This is a genomic window from Amycolatopsis sp. FU40, from assembly GCF_021903635.1.
Taxonomy (GTDB): Bacteria; Actinomycetota; Actinomycetes; order Mycobacteriales; family Pseudonocardiaceae; genus Amycolatopsis; species Amycolatopsis dendrobii.
In genome coordinates, this window is sequence record NZ_CP091381.1 from 6,545,384 (window position 1) to 6,563,567 (window position 18,184).

Sequence of the window (18,184 nt, forward strand, 5' to 3'; positions counted from 1 at the left end):
CCGCAGCCGACGCACCCACCGACGGAGGCACCCCACACCGCCCCCAACCCCGATCCGAAGCCGCCCTGCGGTTCGGGGTGCTTGTCAAGGCATCTTTCCCGCCTTGACAAGCACCCCCGAACCGTCAGCACAATAAAACTTCGGGGGTGGGGGCCACCCCCGAGCGCAATGTCGCCCCCAGGGCGACGAGCCCGCCCGAGACCTCAATCAGTCACGATCGGAGCCCACTCCGGCCCAGTCTCCCCCAACTTCGGATCCAGCTTCGTGAACAACGGAGTCGGCTTCTCCAACGGCCGCCCAACCTCAACCGGCTGAGACTCCCACTTAGCCTGCTCCCCGGCGTAATCCCCGGTCAGAATCGGATTGACCCGACCAGGCAGGTCAAGATCCTCAACCTCCTGAAGCTCAGGCTGCGCAGCCCAAACCCCAGTCCCGCCAAGCGCCTCGTGCACCTTCTGCGCCGAATGCGGCAGGAACGGCGTCAACAACGTATTGGCGTCGCTGACCACCTGCAACGCCGTGTGCAACACCGCGTCCCGCCGGTCCGGATCGTCCTTGAGCTTCCACGGCTCCTGATCCGACAGATACCGGTTGGCCGCCGTAACCACCCGCATCGCCTCAGCCGCGGCCAGCTTGAACCGCGACCGCGCCAGATGCCCCCCAGCGGTCTCAAACGCCTGCCGGGACAACGCCTTCAGCTCCTCGTCCGCGGGCGCAGGCGCGGTCGGGGCCGGAATCGCCCCATTGTTCTTGTGCGCCATGGAAATCGACCGGTTGACGAGGTTCCCCCACTCGTTGGCCAGCTCGAAGTTCGTCCGCCGCACGAACTCGTCCCACGTGAAGTCCGTGTCCTGCGTCTCCGGCCCGGCCACCGAGATGAAGTACCGCAGCGCGTCCGGCCCGAACTCCCGCAAGAAGTCGTGCACGTAGATGACGGTTCCCCGGGAGGTGGAGAACTTCGACCCGCTCATGGTGAGGAACTCGCTGGACACGATCTCGTCCGGCAGGTGCAGCTTGCCGTACTTGCCCGGCTCGCCGCCGCGGTCGCCGCTGCCGTTCTGGCCGAGCAGCAGCGCGGGCCAGATCTGGGCGTGGAAGGTGATGTTGTCCTTGCCCATGAAGTAGTAGGCGCGCGCGGCGTCGTTGGCCCACCACTCCTGCCAGGCGTCCGGGGTGCCGTTGCGGCGCGCCCATTCGACGCTGGCGGAGAAGTAGCCGATGACCGCGTCGAACCAGACGTAGAACCGCTTGAGCGGCTGGTCGCGCCAGCCGTCCAGCGGGATCTTCACGCCCCAGTCGAGGTCGCGGGTGATCGGCCGCGGCCGCATGTCGTCGATCAGGTTCTTGGTGAAGTTGAGGACGTTCGGGCGCCAGTCGGTTTTGGTGCCGAGCCAGTCGCCGAGGGTCCGGGTGAACGCGGGCAGGTCGAGGAAGTAGTGCTCGGTCTCGACGAACTTCGGCGTCTCGCCGTTGATCCGCGACTTCGGGTTGATCAGCTCGGCGGCGTCGAGCTGGTTGCCGCAGTTGTCGCACTGGTCGCCGCGCGCGCCGTCGTAGCCGCAGATCGGGCAGGTGCCCTCGATGTAGCGGTCGGGCAGCGTGCGGCCGGTGGACGGGCTGATCGCGCCGCGGGTGGTCTTCGGGACGACGTAGCCGTTGCGGTTGAGCGCGAGGAAGATCTCCTGCGTCACCGCGGCGTGGTTGCCGGTGGTGGTGCGGGTGAACAGGTCGTAGGAAAGGCCGAGGCCGCGCAGGTCCTCGTCGATCTGGCGGGTGTACTTGTCCGCGGTCTGCTGCGGGGTCATCCCCTCTTTGTCCGCCTGGACGGTGATCGGCGTGCCGTGTTCGTCGGTCCCGGACACCATGAGCACCCGGTTGCCGGCCATTCGCTGGTAGCGGGAGAAGACGTCGGACGGGACGCCGAATCCGGACACGTGGCCGATGTGGCGGGGGCCGTTGGCGTAGGGCCAGGCCACCGCGGTCAACACAGGGGTGCTCATACCTGTTTAGCCTACGGATGCGCTCCAGGGCGTTTCCTGGCGGTCGGGGAAGGGAGAGCCGGTGTCGGCGACGCGTCTGCTGGTGCTCGGGGTCGTGCGGATGTTCGGCCGCGCGCACGGCTACCAGGTGCGCCGCGAACTGCTGTCGTGGTCGGCGGACAAGTGGGCGAACGTCCAGCCCGGTTCGATCTACCACGCGCTCAAGAAGATGGCCGCCGAGGACCTGCTGGAGAAGATCGACGTCGAACCGGGCGACGGCGGTCCGGACCGGGTCGCCTACCGGCTCTCGCAAGCGGGCGAGCAGGAGTTCCAGATCCTCATCGCGAAGGGCTTGTCCGATCCGGCCGCGAGCAACGCGGAGCTGTGCGCGGCGGTGAGCCTGATGCCCGCGCTCCCGCGGAAGTACACGATCAGCCTGCTCAGGCAGAACCTGGTCCACTTCGAGGCGGAAGAGCGCCGATCGCGGTTGAGCCTCGAGGACGACACCTGGGGGAAACCGCCGCACGTCGCCGAACTGTTCCGCCTGTGGGGCGGGATCGCCAGCGCGAGCCGGGAATGGCTCACCGGCCTGATCGGCAGGCTCGAGGCGGGCGAGTACGTGATGGCCGACGACCCGGGTTCGGCCTTCGCTCCGCCAGCCCCCGAGTAATCAAATTTGACTAACCCCTCCTTCCTCGGGCACAGTGTGCGCGTCAACTAGTCAAGATTGACTAGTTGATCTTCTTGGGAGGAGAGGGGCAATCCATGATCACGGCACGCGGACTCGAGCGGCGGTTCCGCCGCAAGGGCCGAGCCGGTGGCGAAGTGCACGCGGTGAAGGGGGTCGATCTCGACGTCGAGGCGGGCGAACTGGTCGGGTTCCTCGGCCCGAACGGGGCGGGCAAGACCACGACGCTGCGCATGCTCACCACCTTGTTGAGACCGACCGCGGGCACGGCGACCGTCGGCGGGCACGACCTGCTCACCGACGCGGCGGGGGTGCGCCGCAACATCGGGTACGTCGCCCAGGGCGGCGGAACCGCGCCCGAATCGCGCGTCGGCGAAGAGCTGGAACTGCAGGGCAGGCTGTACCGGATGAGCAAGGCCGACGCGATCGCGCGCGGCAAGGTGCTCGCCGAACAACTCGACCTGACCGGGCTCGAACAGCGGGCCACGAAGACGCTCTCCGGGGGTCAGCGGCGCAGGCTCGACATCGCACTGGGGCTGATCCATTCGCCGGGGCTGGTCTTCCTGGACGAGCCGTCCACCGGGCTCGACCCGCAGAGCCGGGCGAACCTGTGGGAACACATCCGGCGGCTGCGCGCGGAGCAGGGCGTCACGATCTTCCTGACCACGCATTACCTCGACGAGGCGGACGCGCTGGCCGACCGGCTGATCGTGATCGACGACGGCCGGATCGTCGCCGAGGGGCATCCGGACGCACTGAAGGAGCAGGTCTCCGGCGACGGGGTGGCGATCGAGGTGGATCCGCGATCCGCCGAGGCCGCCGCCGACCTGGCCCGGCAACTGCCCGGCGCGCACGAGTTCGCGGTGCGCGAGGGGTCGATCCGGTTCCGGGTGCCGCGCGGCGACACCGCGATGCCGGAGCTGCTGCGCGCGCTCGACGCCAAGGAGATCGCGACGACCTCGATGCAGGTCACGCGGCCGACCTTGGACGACGTATTCCTTACCCTCACCGGCCGGTCGCTGCGCGAAGCCGAGCAGCCCGCGCCGGCGGAACCGGAGGTGTCCGGTGTTGCATGACACCTGGCTGATTTTCCGCCGCGACATGGCGGGCGCGTTGCGGAATCCGGCATGGCTGCTGATCGGGCTCGCCCAGCCGTTGCTGTACCTGTTCTTCTTCGGCCCGCTGCTGGTCAAGTCGCTCAGCGCGCAGGGGATGTCCGAGGTCGACGGCTGGATGGTGCTCACGCCCGCGCTGATCGCGCAGCTGGCGCTGTTCGGCAGTTCCTTCGTGGGCTTCGGGCTGCTGGCCGAATTCCGGTCCGGCGTGGTCGAGCGGCTGCGCGTCACCCCGGTGCACCGGGCCGCGCTGCTGCTCGGGAAGGTGCTGGCGAACGCGTTGCAGGCGACTGTGCAATCGGTGCTGATCATCCTGCTCGCCTACCTGGTGTTCGACCTGAACGCCCCGGTCGGCGGCGTGCTGCTCAGCCTGGCGATCGTGTTCCTGCTCGCGCTCACGCTGGCGTCGTGCTCCTACGCGCTAGCGCTCACGCTCAAGAGCGAGGAGGCGTTCCCGGCGCTGCTCAACGCGGTGCTCATGCCGTTGCTGCTGCTGTCCGGGATCCTGATCCCGATCACCGCCGGGCTGGCCCCGAAGTGGCTGTACACGATCTCGCAGATCAACCCGTTCCGGCACGTGGTCGACGTGGAGCGCAACAGCTTCCGCGGCGACTTCTCGATGGACGCGCTGTTCACCGGGAGCGTGGTCGTGCTGGTCATGGCCGTTTTGGCGATCTGGTGGGGAACGCGCACCTTCCAACGGGAAAACGCCTGATCAAAGCCTATCGACACGCCGGGAAAGGTCACCCCGCTCCGGAATTCCGGACGTAGGGTGGCCTTTCACCCGTCGTGGGGCTTGTCAGGGGTGCGAGGTGGCGGAACCGGAGAGTGGGCGCGGACTCACGCTCACTCATCGCGAGCAAGTGCTCGATTGGGCGGCGGTGCGCGGCGCCGACGTGCGGTTCGCCTCGGTCACGATCAGCGAGAACGTCAACTGGAGCGATCCGGGCGCGGAACGGACGCTGGCCGCGGCCCAGCACGCGGGCATCCACACCGGGGCCCGGCACTACGCGCGTCCTGGAGCGGTGCACGACCAGGCCGACCATTTCGTCCGGACGGCGAGCAGGCTCGGCGCGTTCGCACCCGGATCGCTCGCGCCCGCACTGGAAGTGGACGCGCAGAGCGTCGACGACCGGTTCGTGAAGGCGTGGATCAAGCACGTGCGGCACGCGGCGCGGATCCGCCGGGTCCTCGTGTACGCCGGGCACGACTGCTGGGCGCACCGGCTGCACCCGGACCGCTGGGCCGATTCCGACGTCGTGCTGTGGCTCGTGCGGCACAACGGCATCCCCGGACGGCCCGGCTGGTTCCATTCGCGGCTCGGGCTGCACCAGCACGCCTTCGCGCCGGACGTGCCCGGCGTCGACGGGCCGGTGGCGCAGGACGCGGTGGTGTATCCGTTCGCGCTGACCGATGTGCTGCTCTGATCACCTTTTCCGCTGGTCACCGCCGGTTTCCGGCACAATGGCGCGATGCGTTTCCAGCGGCTGCGGACCGACCTGACCCCTTCTCGGGTGCTCGTTCTGCTGTCCGCGTACGCCCGGGCGCACGGCCTGCCCGAACCCGCCGCGGTCTGCGGGAACTGGTTCGGGTCGCCGGCGGTGGTGGCGCCGTTCGTGGCGGTGACTCCGCGGCCCTTCCCGTCGGCCTTTTCGGTCTCGGGTCCGTCTGAGCGGATCGGTGGCGGGTGGTTCGGGTTTCTGGCTTACGACCAGGCGGATCCGTCCGGCCGCTCCACCGGGGTTCCGGAGTCGGCCTGGGGCTGGGCGGATCACGTGCTGCGCTGGGACGCGGCGGGAGGGTGCTGGTTCGAGTCGCTCGAAGGCGACGCCGACGCGCAGCTTGCCGTGATCGAACGCGCGCTGGCTGGGTCCGCGGAGCTGTCGTGGTCCGCCAGCGCGTTGGACCGGCCTTCCGGACACGAGCAGGCGGTGAAGGCGTGCGTGCACGAGATCGAGGCAGGCGAACTGTTCCAGGCGAACATCTGCTCGCGGTTCACCGGGACGTTCGAGGGGTCGCCCGCCGCGCTGTTCGCCGAAGGGGTGCGACGGCTGGCTCCGCGGCGGGCGGCTTACGTCACCGGTGAATGGGGTTCGGTGGTTTCGCTGTCGCCAGAGCTGTTCTTGGCACGCCACGGCCGACGCGTGCGGTCGTCGCCGATCAAGGGGACGTTGCCCCGTCGCGGTCCGACGGATGACGGCAACGCGCTCCGGTTGCGGAAGTCGGCGAAGGACGTCGCGGAGAACGTGATGATCACCGACCTGGTGCGCAACGACCTCGGGCGGGTGTGCGAGGTCGGCAGCGTCGTGGTGCCGGAACTGCTTGCCGTGCATCCGGCTCCGGGCGTGTGGCATCTGGCGTCCACAGTGGAGGGTCGGCTGGCGGACGGCGTGACGGATGCCGGGTTGCTGGCGGCGACGTTCCCGCCGGGTTCGGTTACCGGCGCGCCGAAGATTCGGGCACTGGACCTGATCGCCGAGTTGGAACCGACGGCGCGCGGCGTATACACCGGCGCCGTCGGATTGCTGTCGCCGCTGGCGGGGCTGGAGCTGAACGTGGCGATCCGGACGTTCGAGATCAGCGGGGATCGGATCGCGCTGGGGGTCGGCGGCGGGATCACGGCGGATTCGGACAGCGCCGTAGAATGGCAGGAGTGCCTGCACAAAGCGGCACCGCTGGAGTCCTTGCTGGCCAGACCTCGTGAGTGTTAAACCCGGTTCTAACCGGGTTTACCGCTCACGAGCCTTACTTACGCGGGTCGAGCAGCAACTTGCCCGTCGTGCCTCGGGACCGCAGCGCCTCGTGCGCCTTCCGCGCGTCCGCCAGCGCGTACTCGCCGCCCGCGATCGCGCGGAGCTTGCCGTCCTGCACCATGGTGAACAAGTCGCTGAGCGCGGTGCCGAAAACGTTGCCCGGCAAGCGGAACACGTGCGGCAGCCACATCCCGGCGACGGTCGTGCTGTGGCCGAGCAGATTGCGCAATTCGATCGGCTTCGGCGACCGGCGGCCGGCCATCCCGTAGAAGACCAGGCGGCCGAACGGGGCCAGCGCGGCGATGCTCTGGTCGGTCGTGGTGCCGCCGACCATGTCGAGAACGATGTCGACCCGCTTGCCGCCGTTGGCCTCCCGCAGAACCTCGGTCATGTTCTCCGCGCGGGAATCGACCGCGACGTCCGCGCCGAGTTCGATCGCCAGTTCGCGCTTTTCCTCGCTGCTCGCGGTCGCGATCACCCGGCCCGCGCCCCACGCGTTCGCCAACTGCACCGCGATCGATCCGACCCCGCCCGCCGCGGCGTGCACGACCACGGTCTCGCCTGGATCGAGGTGGGCGTTCTTGCGCAGCATGATCCACGCGGTCGCGCCCTGGACCAGCATCGACAGCGCGTTCAGGTCGTCGACGCCATCCGGAACCGGAAACGTCATGGCCTCGTCGGCCACGACGCGCTCGGCGTAGCCGCCGCCGTCGTTGAGCAGCGCGACCACGCGCTTGCCGTCCGCCGTGCGGCCGACGACCTCGCCGCCTGGCACGAGCGGCAGCTTGCTCGGAGCGAGATACGAGTTCTCCGCCTGATGCGTATCCGCGTAATTCAGCCCGACGCGGTCGACCTCGATCAGCACCTGCCCCGGCCCGGCCACCGGATCCGGCAGCTCGACCGGCTTCAGCACCTCGGGACCGCCGAACTCGGTCACCTGCACAGCACGCATCTTCGCGGCTCCTCTCGTCGTGAGACATTCTGCCATACGTCTCATCTCTGAGACACTCTCTGCTAACGTCTCACCCATCGACACGCCACTGTCCACCCGCACCTCGCGACCCGACGCGGTCGCGGCCTTCCGCCTTGCCCGCGCCCGGTTCCTCGCCGGAGACCGCGTCGACATGCGCGACCTGGCCGGCGACCTCGGCGTCAGCCGCGCGACCCTGCACCGCTGGGTCGGCAGCCGGGACCATCTGCTGAGCGAAATCCTGTGGGCGGAGACCTCCGCGGTGCTGGATAACGTCAGTTACGCGGGCCGCGGCGGGGACGGCGTCGCGGAGGCGATCGGGACGTTCGTGCGCACGGTCAACGCTTCCGAACCGTTCCGCGCGTTCTTGCGCCGGGAGCCGGAGCGTGCGCTGCGGTTGCTGACGACCAAGGCGAGCCTGGTGCAGTCGCGGACCATCGAGAAGGTGCAGGCGTTGCTGTCCGACGAGGTCGCGGCTGGGCGGCTGGAGTCACCGCTGCCGGTAGCGGATCTGGCGTATCTGCTGGTTCGGGTCGGAGAGTCGTTCATCTACACCGATGCCATCACCGGCGAGGAGCCGGACGCGGAAAAGGCTTTGGTAGCGGCGAAAATGCTGTTGCGCGGTCGGTAAAGTTTTCTGGTGACTGCTGTCCAGGCCATCGCCCGGATCCCGACCGCTTCGATCGGCAAGCTGGTGTGCCATCCGAAACTGCCGCTCGTCGCCGGGATCGATCAGGATCGGCCCGCGGTGCATCTCTACTACGCCGAGCGAGTACTCCGCGAAATCGGCTCGGTAGGCGCGGATTCCGCGGAGTACGGGAAGTTCGACCACTGGCCCGTCGTCGCTTGGCATCCGGAGCGGCCGGAACTGGTCGTGTCCGCCGGCGGGGAAACGGTGCGCTGGACCCCGAACGGCACCTCGGTGCTGGACGTCGCCGTCTCCTTCGACGTGGCCTTCAGCCCGGACGGCCAGTCGCTGTGGACGTCGCCCACCCCACCCGAACGCTACGACCGTTCGGATGTCATCGATCTCGGCACTGGGGCCGTCATGCCTGCCCCGGTGTGGGACGGCGGCATCGTCGCGCATCCGGCGGGCGGGCTGGTCGCCACGATGCAGAGCGACCAGGGCGCGAGCTTTGTGCTCTTCTCCCGCCCAGGCGAGAAGCTGCGGTTCCTTGACCTGGCCCTGATTCTGGAGTCCAACTGCTGGGGACTTCCGGTCTTCAGCTCCGACGGGCGGTACCTGGCGATTCGCGGCAACACCTACGAACACCAAGTCCTGGTGTTCGAGTTCCCTTCGCTGCGCCGGGTCAGGAAGATCTCGCTCCGCGAACCGAAACGGCTCAAGCGGAATGCCTCCTGGCCCTGGGGCAACGTCGCGTTCGGCGCGCGGCCTGGCGCACTGTGGATCGGGACGCCGTCGGGCACCTTGCTGGAGTTCGACGTCGAGCGCGGCCGAACCACGAAGCACAAACTGCTCCGCTCGGCAGTGACCTCGTTGGCCTCGACGTCGAGCGGTGACCTCGTAGTCGCCGGAGACTGCGAACTCGCGCTGGTGCCCGTTCCTTCTCCCCGCACCGTCGCGGATCCGGCCACCGTCGCCGAGTTCCTCGCCAGCACCAAGGAAATTCCCGACGAGGGCCTGACGGAAGACCACGTCGTGCACACCGACGGCGTCGGCACTTGGCGGCCGGAGGAACTGGCCACGATCACCAAAACCTCGCCCGGTGACCCGCACTGGCTGCGGAGCCGAGCATGGACCAACGTCCACCGGTACTAACTCACTTCCGGGCCGCGAGCACCGCCGCGTAAAGCTCCTTCGTGGACACCCCAGCCGCACCGGCCACCTCGGCCGCGACGGTCTTCAGCCGTTCCCCCGACGCGACCCGCTCCGCGACCTCCGGCACCAGGTCCGCCACCGACGCCTGCCGAGGAGCCGCGCCCTCCAGCACCACCGAGATCTCGCCGCGGACCCCGTCCGCTGCCCACTCGGCAAGTTCCGCAAGAGTGCCGCGTTTGACCTCTTCGTACGTCTTCGTCAGCTCCCGGCACACCGCGGCCCGCCGCGAGCCACCTAGCGCGGCGGCGGCGTCCGCCAGCAGGGACGCGATCCGGTGCGGCGATTCGAAGAACACGACAGTCCGGCGCTCGCTCACCAGCTCCGCGAACCACTTCGACCGCTCGCCAGGCTTGCGCGGCGCGAAGCCCTCGAAGCAGAACCGGTCGCAGGGCAGCCCGGACAACGCGAGCGCCGTCGTCACCGCCGACGGGCCGGGAAGGCAGGTGATCGGCAGATCCTCCTCGACGCACGCGGCCACGAGACGGAAGCCCGGATCGGACACGCTCGGCATCCCGGCATCGGTCACGACCAGCACCGTCTCGCCGCCGTGCAGCGCCTCCAGCAGCTTCGGCAACCGGGCGGTCTCGACGTCCTCGTAGAAGCTGACCACCCGCCCGGTTGGCGACACGCCGAGCGCGGAAGCGAGCCCGCGCAGCCGCCGCGTGTCCTCGGCCGCGATCACGTCTGCCGAGCCCAGCGCCTCGATCAGCCGGGCGGACGCGTCGCCGGGATCGCCCAGCGGGGTGGCGGCGAGGACGAGCCAGCCGGAGGCAGAAGTCATGGCAGTCAGCCTAACCAGACGCCACCGGTGGATCAGGCCGTACTATCGGGCCCCGTGACCGCGCTGCTGACCCGTGCCGACGACGAGAGCGTGCGGCCGGACCCGGTCGACGCGCGCCGTCCCCCGACCGACCGCGAAGCCACCCTGCTCGGCCGGGCCATGCCCGCCGACCGGCTGCGCGGCTGGATCGTCACGATCGTGCTGACCGTGATCGGCGGCGTCGTCCGGCTGCAGAATCTGGGCCTTCCCACTGACCACAACAGTCCCGTCTTCGACGAGAAGCACTACGTGCCCCAGGCCGCGCAGATGCTGCGCAACGGCGGGTACGAGGACAACGCCGGGTACGAGCTGATCGTGCACCCGCCGCTGGCCAAGGACTTCATCGCGTTCGGCGAGTGGCTCTTCGGCTACAACGGCTGGGGCTGGCGGTTCATGTCGGCCGTGGCCGGCACGCTGATCGTGCTGCTCACCGTGCGCATCGCGCGCAGGCTGACCCGCTCGACGCTGCTCGGCGGCATCGCGGGCGTGCTGGTGATCTGCGACGGCGTGCTGCACCTGCAGTCGCGGATGGGGATGCTCGACATCTTCATCGCGTTCTTCGTGCTCGCCGCGTTCGCCTGCGTGCTCTGCGACCGCGACCAGGTACGGCAGCGGCTGGCCGTCGCGGTGCGCGAGGGCTGGGTCGGCGAATCGCAGTGGGGGCCGAAGCTCGGCTTCCGGTGGTGGCGGTTCGCGGCCGGGCTGATGATCGGCCTGACCTTCGGCGTGAAGTGGTCGGCGCTCTACTACATCGCCGCCTTCGGCCTGCTCACCGTGTTCTTCGACGTCGCGGCCCGGCGCGCGGCGGGCGTGCAGCGGCCGTGGGTCGGGACGATCCGCCGCGACGTCGCGCCCGCGCTGTGGGCGATCCTCGTCGTGCCGGTGCTGATGTACCTGGCGGCGTACTGGGCGTGGTTCGCCAGCGAGACCGCGACCGACCGGCACTACACCGAGATCAAGAACCTCGACCCGGGCATGTTCGGCTGGATCCCGCCCGCGCTGCGCTCGCTCGGCAGCTACACCGCCAACGTGCTGCATTTCCACGAAACCCTGCTGACGCCCAAGGACAATCCGCATCCGTGGGAGTCGAAGCCGTGGACGTGGCCGATGGGCCTGCGGCCGATGCTCTACTACTACGACGGCAACGTCACCGGCTGCGGCGAATCGCGCTGCCTCGGCGCGACGATGCTGATCGGCACGCCCGCGATGTGGTGGCTGGCCGTCCCGATGCTCGGCTGGGGCCTGTGGCGCTGGTTCTTCCGCGCGGACTGGCGCTACGCCGCCGTGCTCACCGGTTACTTCGCCGGCTACCTGCCCTGGTTCACCAACATCGACCGGCAGATGTACTTCTTCTACGCCACCCCGATGGCCCCGTTCCTGGTGCTCGGGCTGGTACTGGCGCTCGGGCAGATCCTCGGCAGCGCCAAACGCGGATTCGAACGGCGGGGCACCGGTCTGCTCGTCGTCTCGCTCTACGTCGGACTGGTGGTCGCGAACTTCGCCTGGCTGTGGCCGATCCTCAACGGCATCCCGATCACGAACGACCATTGGCAGGCGGAGATGTGGCTGCCTTCGTGGCGCTGAAGTAGGCGCCCGGCGGCGGATAGCAGGGGCGGCGCTACGGCCGTCGGCTCCAGCAGCTCGAACGCCTCGTGAGTGTTGATCACCGTTCTAACCGTGATCAACACTCACGAGGCTCACCGGGACGACCGGCGCGGCACAATCTGCGTGACCGGCCCGTCCAGTGCCTTGCCCTGCCGGCTCAGCCAGCCGTCGACCTCGCGCCGCACCGAGTTCAGCGTCGGGCGGCGGCGCGGCTCCGGGTCCAGCGACGCCGCCAGGATCCGCGCGTGCACCGAACGCTGCGGCAGGTGCGTGACCGGATCGGCGCGCGCCGCGGCCATCAGCGCGGCCATCGGCGTCTCGCGGGTGCCGCGCGGCGGCTGGCCGGACAGCGCGTAGCTGACCGTGGCGGCGAGCTGCCAGGCGTCCGACGCCGGGCTCGCCGGGGACCCCATCGCCTGTTCCGGCGCGACGAAATCGGGCGTGCCGATCATCATCCCGGTGGCGGTCATCTTGGAATCGCCCTGGCTGCGGGCGATGCCGAAGTCGATGAGGTGCGCGATGCCCGCCGGGTCGAGGATGACGTTGGACGGCTTCACGTCACGGTGCAGGACGCCCCGCTCGTGCGCCGCGACCAGCGCACCCGCCATCGTCGACCACAGCCGGCCGGCGGCGACGTCGTCGATCGGGCCCTGTCCGTCGACCACCTCGGCGAGCGGGCGGCCCTGGAGGTACTCCATGACGAGCGCGAGCCCGTCCGGTTCCTCGACCAGGTCGTACACGCGGACGCAGTTGGGGTGGTTCACCACGGCCAGCGCCCGCGCCTCGCGCTGCATGCGCTCCTCGGTGTCGCGGTCGGGCGCGTGCGCGATCTTGAGCGCGACAGTGCGGTTGAGCTGCATGTCGACGGCTTCCCAGACCGTGCCGAACCCGCCGTGCCCGAGCTGGCGGACGCGCCGGTACCGGCTGCTGCCCGCGTTGCGCGAACCGGGCGGCGGCGGGATCGCGCCGGGCGCGGCGGCCAGCATCCCGGCGGGCGGCGGCTCCGGAGCGGACGCCAGCGCGGTGGCCGGGTACTGCTTGTTCTGCGGCGGCGGAGGCGGCGGCAGTTGCTCCCGGCGCGACGGAGGCGGCGCGGCGGGCGGTTCGTCGCGGCGCGGTTCCGGCCGGTTGATCACCGACCACGGCGGCGGGCCGACCAGCGCGACCGGGATCAGCCCCAGGATGCTGAACGGCAGGAAGCCGAGCCAGAAGTGCACGGCGGTGTTGGCCGACATGCCCGAGCTCGCGACCGCCATGACCACGAAGGGGATCCAGAAGAACCGCGACGGCCACTTCGGCCCGCGGCGGAAGGCGGTGCGCGCTTGCAGCATCACGAACAGCAGCGAGCCGACCGGCAGCACGGTGAAGGCGAGCAGGTACAGCGCGTACGACAGCTTGAGACCGCGCGGGTAGAAGAGCGTCTCGAAGACGTTCGGCCCGCCGCCGAGGTAGGTCTTCTGCACGCCGATGAACGAGCAGTAGTTCGTGCTCAGCTTGGCGGTTTCGGAGGCGGACAGGCCGCTCGCGCTGCCCGCGTTGGCCGCGCGGAAAGTCTCTGAGATGCCCGATGCCATCAGCCACGGCAGCACCAGGACGCTGACCACGCCGATGAGCCCGAACACGGTGAGCGTCGTCGCGTCGTACCGGTTGCCGGTCCCCTTGCGGACGATCGCCACGATCAGCGCCCCGGCCGCCGGGAAGAGCGCGACGAGCGCACCCGCTGTGGTCGTCGCCCACACCCAGTCGCCGGGGCAGAACCCCGGGCCGAACAAGGTGTGCGCGAGCGAGAGCAGCGCGCTCGCGATTCCGCTCACCGGCTGGTTCCCCTCACTGTCAGTGTTGTCCTCGTGCCGCTGCGCGGCCGTTCCCCACGGTCCAGCTTAGGACGCACACAGCCGCCGCGGGGTTGCCGGGTCGCGCCGGGATCGTGATCCACCGCATCGATCTCGCCTGACCTCGCTGACCTGCGTTCCGCCGCGGGAAAGGCCATCATGAGGGCAGATTCGGCCGTCTGAAGTCAAAGGAGACCTCGTGGGCGCGTACACCGAGACGTATCGGCGCAGTCTGGACGACCCGGAGCGGTTCTGGCTCGAGGCTGCCCGGGCGATCGACTGGACGCAGCGGCCCACCCGCGCGCTCGACTCGTCCGCCGCGCCGTTCTACCGCTGGTATCCCGACGGCGAACTGAACACCTCCTACAACGCGCTCGACCGGCACGCGGACGGCGGCCGCGGCGCGCAGGACGCGCTGATCTGGGATTCGCCGGTCACCGGCCGCAAACGCCGCTACACCTACGCGGAGCTGCGGGACGAGGTCGCGACCTTCGCCGGCGCTCTCGCGTCGCTCGGCGTGACCCGCGGCGACCGCGTGATCCTCTATCTGCCCATGATCCCCCAGGCCGTCATCGCGATGCTCGCCTGCGCGCGGATCGGCGCGGTGCACTCCGTGGTGTTCGGCGGGTTCGCGCCGAAGGAACTGGCGGCGCGGATCGAAGACGCCAAGCCGAAGCTGATCCTCGCCGCGTCGTGCGGGATCGAGCCGACGCGGGTCGTCGAGTACAAGCCGATCATCGACGCCGCTCTCGAGACCACCGAGCACCAGCCGGACCATGTCGTGGTGTTCCAGCGCGAGCAGGCGCGCGCGGAACTGTCCGGCGCCGACCTCGACTGGACCGAACTGGTCGCCGACGCCGACCCGGTCGATCCGGTCCCGGTGAAGGCGACCGATCCGCTCTACATCCTCTACACGTCCGGCACCACCGGGCGGCCGAAGGGCGTGGTCCGCGACGCGGGCGGGCACGCGGTCGCGCTGGCGTGGTCGATGGGCGCGCTGTACGACGTCCACGCCGGGGACGTGTGGTGGACGGCTTCCGACGTCGGCTGGGTCGTCGGGCATTCGTACATCGTCTACGCGCCGCTGCTGGTCGGCGCGACAACCGTGCTGTACGAAGGAAAACCCGTCGGAACGCCGGATGCGGGCGCGTTCTGGCGGGTCATTTCCGAGCACGGCGTGCAAGCGCTGTTCACCGCGCCGACGGCGTTGCGCGCGGTGAAGAAGGTAGACCCGGAAGCCGACGAGCTCAAAAAGTACGACCTTTCCCAGTTCCGCACCCTGTTCATGGCGGGCGAGCGGCTCGACCCGGAGACCTACCACTGGGCGCACGACATCCTCGGCACGCCGGTCGTCGACCACTGGTGGCAGACCGAAACCGGCTGGCCGATCGCGGCGAACCCGCGCGGTCTCGAACCGATGCCGGTCAAACCCGGATCGGCGACGAAACCGGTGCCCGGCTGGGACGTGCGCATTCTTGATCAAGCAGGCGAGGAGCTGCCAGCCGGTCGAGAGGGTGCGATCACGCTGAAACTGCCGCTGCCGCCGGGTTCGCTGCCGACGCTGTGGGGCGACGACGAGCGCTACCGCGAGGCGTACCTGTCGCGCTACCCCGGCTACTACCTGACCGGTGACTCGGGTTACCTCGACGAGGACGGCTACCTGTTCGTCATGGGCCGCACCGACGACGTGATCAACGTGGCCGGGCACCGGCTGTCGACCGGTTCGATGGAAGCCGTGCTGGCGTCGCATCCGGCGGTCGCGGAGTGTGCCGTGATCGGGGTCGCGGACCAGTTGAAGGGGCAGGTGCCGCGCGGGTTCGTGGTGCTGAAGTCCGGCGTGGAGGTGCCTGAGGAGCAGTTGCGGGACGAGCTGGTGGCGCTGGTTCGCCGCGATATCGGGCCGGTGGCGGCGTTCCGGGACGTCTCGGTGGTCAGCGCTTTGCCGAAGACGCGCTCGGGGAAGATCCTGCGCAAGACGATGCGCGGAATCGCCGACGGACGCGACGAGGCGGTTCCGTCGACGATCGAGGACCCGTCGGTGCTGGACGCGCTGCGGGCGATCCTGCGGCCCTGAGCATCGTCCCCATGGGGTTTTCTCAGCAGCGTGCTGCGCGGCGGGATCCCTCTCGCGATGCTCGCCGAGGGATGCGCACCACCGCTACCGAGAAACCCGCAATGTGGCATTGGAGCGCTGCGGGCATCCCGGCGAACGGGACATCAGGTGTCAGCCGACCCTTTCGGACGTTGTCAGCGGCGCGCGAAGTGGTCTATACCTCTTGGAGTCCGCCTTCTCCGCGACGCGACCGGAGGTATGCCGTGAGGAAGACCCTGTCCAGGGCCGTGCTTGGGGTGACCGTGCTCGGGCTCGCCGCGGTGGGAGTGCCCGGGCCGGCCGCGGCGAGTCCCGCGCCCAGCGAACGGCAGGTCACCGACCTCGTACCGATGCCGGTGCATGCCGTGGCGAAGGCGGACGCCACCTTCCGGCTCACGCCGCTGACCGTCATCCGCGCCGGGCACGGCACCGGCGACGTCGCCGCGTACCTGCGCGGCCTGCTGCGCCCCGCGACTGGCTTCCCGCTGCCGGTCGTCCCGGCGAGCCCGGGATTGTCCGCGATCTCGCTCGACCTCGGCCACGCCGACCCGCGCGTCGGCGACGAGGGATACCAGCTCGACGTCACGAAGAACGGCGTCCGGCTGCGCGCCAACACCTCCGCCGGGCTGTTCACGGGCGTCCAGTCGCTGCGGCAACTGCTGCCGTCGGCGGTCGAGGCGAAGAGCGTGCAGCACCGCACGTGGACGATCGCGGGCGGCAGCGTCCTCGACTACCCGCGCTTCGCCCACCGCGGCGCGATGCTCGACGTCGCGCGGCATTTCTTCACTCCTGCGCAGGTGAAGAAGTACATCGACCAGATCGTCCAATACAAGATCAACACGCTGCACCTGCACCTCAGCGACGACCAGGGCTGGCGCATCGAAATCAAGAGCTGGCCGCGATTGGCGACCGAGGGCGGCAAGACCGCGGCCTACGGCGACCCGGGCGGCTACTACACGCAGGAGCAGTACCGCGACATCGTCGCCTACGCCGCGAGCCGACACATCACGGTCGTGCCGGAGATCGACATGCCCGGGCACACGAACTCCGCCCAGTCGGTGTACGCGGAACTGAACTGCGACGGGGTCGCGGTCCCGCCGCGCACCGACATCGAGGTCGGGTACAGCTCGCTGTGCATCAATTCGCCTACGACGTACCGATTCGTCGAAGACGTGATCCGCGAACTCGCCGCGATCACGCCTGGCAAGTACATCGCGATCGGCGGCGACGAAGCACATTCGACGTCCGCGGCGGACTACAAAACCTTCTACGAGAAGGTAAGCCCGATGGTCGCCAAATACGGCAAGCTGATCACCGGCTGGCACGAAATCGTGAAGACGCCGCTGCCGACGTCCGCCGTGCCGCAATACTGGGACCAGGGCGGCCCGAACGCGGACATGGCCGCCGCCGCGGCGCGTGGGAACAAGTTCATCATGTCGCCCGCCAACCACGCTTACCTCGACATGAAGTACACCGAATCGACAAAACTGGGCCAGGATTGGGCCGGTCTGGTCGAAGTCCGCGACGCCTACGAATGGGACCCGGCGACGCTCGTCCCGGGTGTCGAGGAGAAGTCCGTGGCCGGTGTCGAAGCTCCGCTGTGGACGGAAACCATCCGGACCAACGACGACATCGAGTACATGGCGTTCCCGCGCCTGCCCGGCGTCGCGGAAATCGGCTGGTCGCCGCGAGCTTCCCGAACCTGGGACGGATATCGGGAGCGAATCGCCAAGCAAGCGCCGCGCTGGGAAGCGCAGGGAATCGACTTCTACCGCTCACCGCAGGTCGACTGGAAGTAACCCCTTCGCCCGGTCCACTTTGGACTTGATCCCTTTGCGATAGCTTTCGGGCAGTACGGTCGACTTCAGCACGCGCTCGGCCAGCTCCAGCATCGGCCGCGGTTCAGGCAACTGCGCGTAATTCGCCGACGCGACCAGAAAGGTCTCCGCGACGGTCGGCCCCTCGGCCCGCTCCACGAGGTCGAGCGGGCCAGCCGTCGGGACCATGCCCGGACGCAGCACGCGCAGATACCAGCCGCAGCGATTCGTGCTGATCATCGCGGGAACGACGTCCTTGCGCCCGGTCCGCATCGCGAGCTTGAAGCACGGATGCCGCGGCTGGGCGATCTGCACGAGCGCGTCGCCCCAAGCCCAAACATCGCCGATCCGCGCGTCGCTCTCGAGCATGCCTTCGACGGAGAGGTTCTCGCCGAAGTCGCCGTGCGCCACGGAGTACCCCTCGGCGGTCCACACCGGATAGTGCTCGACCGGATAGACATAGACGGCTTTGTCCGGGCCGCCGTGCACCGAAAGGTCGGCTTGGCGGTCGCCGTCCAGGTTGAGCTCGGACAGTGCCAGCTCCGGGGTGTCGACCCGGGTTTTCCGGATGGCGCTCAGGACAGGCTGGTCCCGCTGGTGGCCGAGAACGGTCGGCTCGCCCACGTAGACGTCTTTCAGCGACAGCATGAGCTGAACCTAGCAAGTTTCCTCG

At 69.1% G+C, this 18,184-nt stretch carries 15 protein-coding genes; 10 read left to right on the plus strand and 5 right to left on the minus strand.

Annotated features, from left to right (window positions below; all coding sequences use genetic code 11):
- Window positions 1–203: 203 nt before the first annotated feature.
- Window positions 204–2,000, minus strand: a complete 1,797-nt coding sequence (gene metG, locus L3Q65_RS30590; RefSeq protein WP_182889768.1) for a methionine--tRNA ligase — start codon at window positions 1,998–2,000, stop codon at window positions 204–206.
- 61 nt (window positions 2,001–2,061) lie between these two features.
- Between metG and L3Q65_RS30595 the strand changes: the two genes are divergently transcribed.
- The 5 genes from L3Q65_RS30595 to L3Q65_RS30615 all read left to right on the plus strand — a co-directional run bounded on the left by L3Q65_RS30595 (window position 2,062) and on the right by L3Q65_RS30615 (window position 6,493).
- Window positions 2,062–2,649: a PadR family transcriptional regulator gene (locus L3Q65_RS30595; RefSeq protein ID WP_182889767.1), complete on the plus strand. Its 588-nt coding sequence runs from the start codon at window positions 2,062–2,064 to the stop codon at window positions 2,647–2,649.
- A 95-nt stretch (window positions 2,650–2,744) separates the two neighbouring features.
- Complete coding sequence (locus L3Q65_RS30600) at window positions 2,745–3,743, plus strand: ATP-binding cassette domain-containing protein (protein WP_237597281.1); 999 nt, start codon at window positions 2,745–2,747, stop codon at window positions 3,741–3,743.
- A complete protein-coding gene (locus L3Q65_RS30605; protein WP_237597282.1) occupies window positions 3,733–4,497 on the plus strand; it encodes an ABC transporter permease in 765 nt (254 codons plus the stop codon). Before L3Q65_RS30600 ends, L3Q65_RS30605 begins: the two co-directional genes overlap by 11 nt.
- Window positions 4,498–4,594: 97 nt before the next feature.
- Window positions 4,595–5,209, plus strand: coding sequence for a glycoside hydrolase family 25 protein (locus L3Q65_RS30610; RefSeq protein ID WP_237597283.1), 615 nt, complete (start codon window positions 4,595–4,597; stop codon window positions 5,207–5,209).
- Window positions 5,210–5,254: 45 nt separating this feature from the next.
- Window positions 5,255–6,493 carry an aminodeoxychorismate synthase component I gene (locus tag L3Q65_RS30615; RefSeq protein WP_237597284.1) on the plus strand — a complete coding sequence of 413 codons (1,239 nt, stop codon included), beginning with the start codon at window positions 5,255–5,257 and terminating at the stop codon, window positions 6,491–6,493.
- Window positions 6,494–6,527: 34 nt separating this feature from the next.
- On the opposite strand, the gene L3Q65_RS30620 is transcribed toward L3Q65_RS30615, so the two are convergent.
- The gene (locus L3Q65_RS30620) at window positions 6,528–7,487 is read right to left on the minus strand and encodes a zinc-binding dehydrogenase (RefSeq protein ID WP_237597285.1); all 960 of its coding nucleotides are present in this window, start codon (window positions 7,485–7,487) and stop codon (window positions 6,528–6,530) included.
- 172 nt (window positions 7,488–7,659) lie between these two features.
- Here L3Q65_RS30620 and L3Q65_RS30625 point away from each other — a divergent pair, with 172 nt between their 5' ends.
- On the plus strand, window positions 7,660–8,136 hold the full coding sequence (locus L3Q65_RS30625; RefSeq protein ID WP_237597286.1) for a QsdR family transcriptional regulator: 477 nt from the start codon (window positions 7,660–7,662) through the stop codon (window positions 8,134–8,136).
- A 9-nt stretch (window positions 8,137–8,145) separates the two neighbouring features.
- The gene (locus L3Q65_RS30630; protein WP_237597287.1) at window positions 8,146–9,285 is read left to right on the plus strand and encodes a WD40 repeat domain-containing protein; all 1,140 of its coding nucleotides are present in this window, start codon (window positions 8,146–8,148) and stop codon (window positions 9,283–9,285) included.
- Between the two features lies 1 nt (window position 9,286).
- On the opposite strand, the gene rsmI is transcribed toward L3Q65_RS30630, so the two are convergent.
- Window positions 9,287–10,126 carry a 16S rRNA (cytidine(1402)-2'-O)-methyltransferase gene (gene rsmI, locus L3Q65_RS30635; protein WP_237597288.1) on the minus strand — a complete coding sequence of 280 codons (840 nt, stop codon included), beginning with the start codon at window positions 10,124–10,126 and terminating at the stop codon, window positions 9,287–9,289.
- A gap of 54 nt (window positions 10,127–10,180) precedes the next feature.
- Between rsmI and L3Q65_RS30640 the strand changes: the two genes are divergently transcribed.
- Entirely contained in the window at window positions 10,181–11,749 is a 1,569-nt protein-coding gene (locus tag L3Q65_RS30640; protein ID WP_182889757.1) for a dolichyl-phosphate-mannose--protein mannosyltransferase, read from the plus strand.
- A gap of 113 nt (window positions 11,750–11,862) precedes the next feature.
- On the opposite strand, the gene L3Q65_RS30645 is transcribed toward L3Q65_RS30640, so the two are convergent.
- Complete coding sequence (locus L3Q65_RS30645) at window positions 11,863–13,584, minus strand: serine/threonine-protein kinase (protein ID WP_237597289.1); 1,722 nt, start codon at window positions 13,582–13,584, stop codon at window positions 11,863–11,865.
- A gap of 217 nt (window positions 13,585–13,801) precedes the next feature.
- Here L3Q65_RS30645 and L3Q65_RS30650 point away from each other — a divergent pair, with 217 nt between their 5' ends.
- Together L3Q65_RS30650 and L3Q65_RS30655 are read left to right on the plus strand one after the other, a co-directional pair.
- Window positions 13,802–15,676 carry a propionyl-CoA synthetase gene (locus L3Q65_RS30650; protein ID WP_237597290.1) on the plus strand — a complete coding sequence of 625 codons (1,875 nt, stop codon included), beginning with the start codon at window positions 13,802–13,804 and terminating at the stop codon, window positions 15,674–15,676.
- A gap of 242 nt (window positions 15,677–15,918) precedes the next feature.
- Window positions 15,919–17,493, plus strand: a complete 1,575-nt coding sequence (locus tag L3Q65_RS30655; RefSeq protein WP_237597291.1) for a beta-N-acetylhexosaminidase — start codon at window positions 15,919–15,921, stop codon at window positions 17,491–17,493.
- Here the strand turns inward: L3Q65_RS30655 and L3Q65_RS30660 are convergent.
- Window positions 17,470–18,159, minus strand: coding sequence for an MOSC domain-containing protein (locus L3Q65_RS30660; protein ID WP_237597292.1), 690 nt, complete (start codon window positions 18,157–18,159; stop codon window positions 17,470–17,472). The genes L3Q65_RS30655 and L3Q65_RS30660 overlap by 24 nt on opposite strands.
- Window positions 18,160–18,184 lie beyond the last annotated feature (25 nt).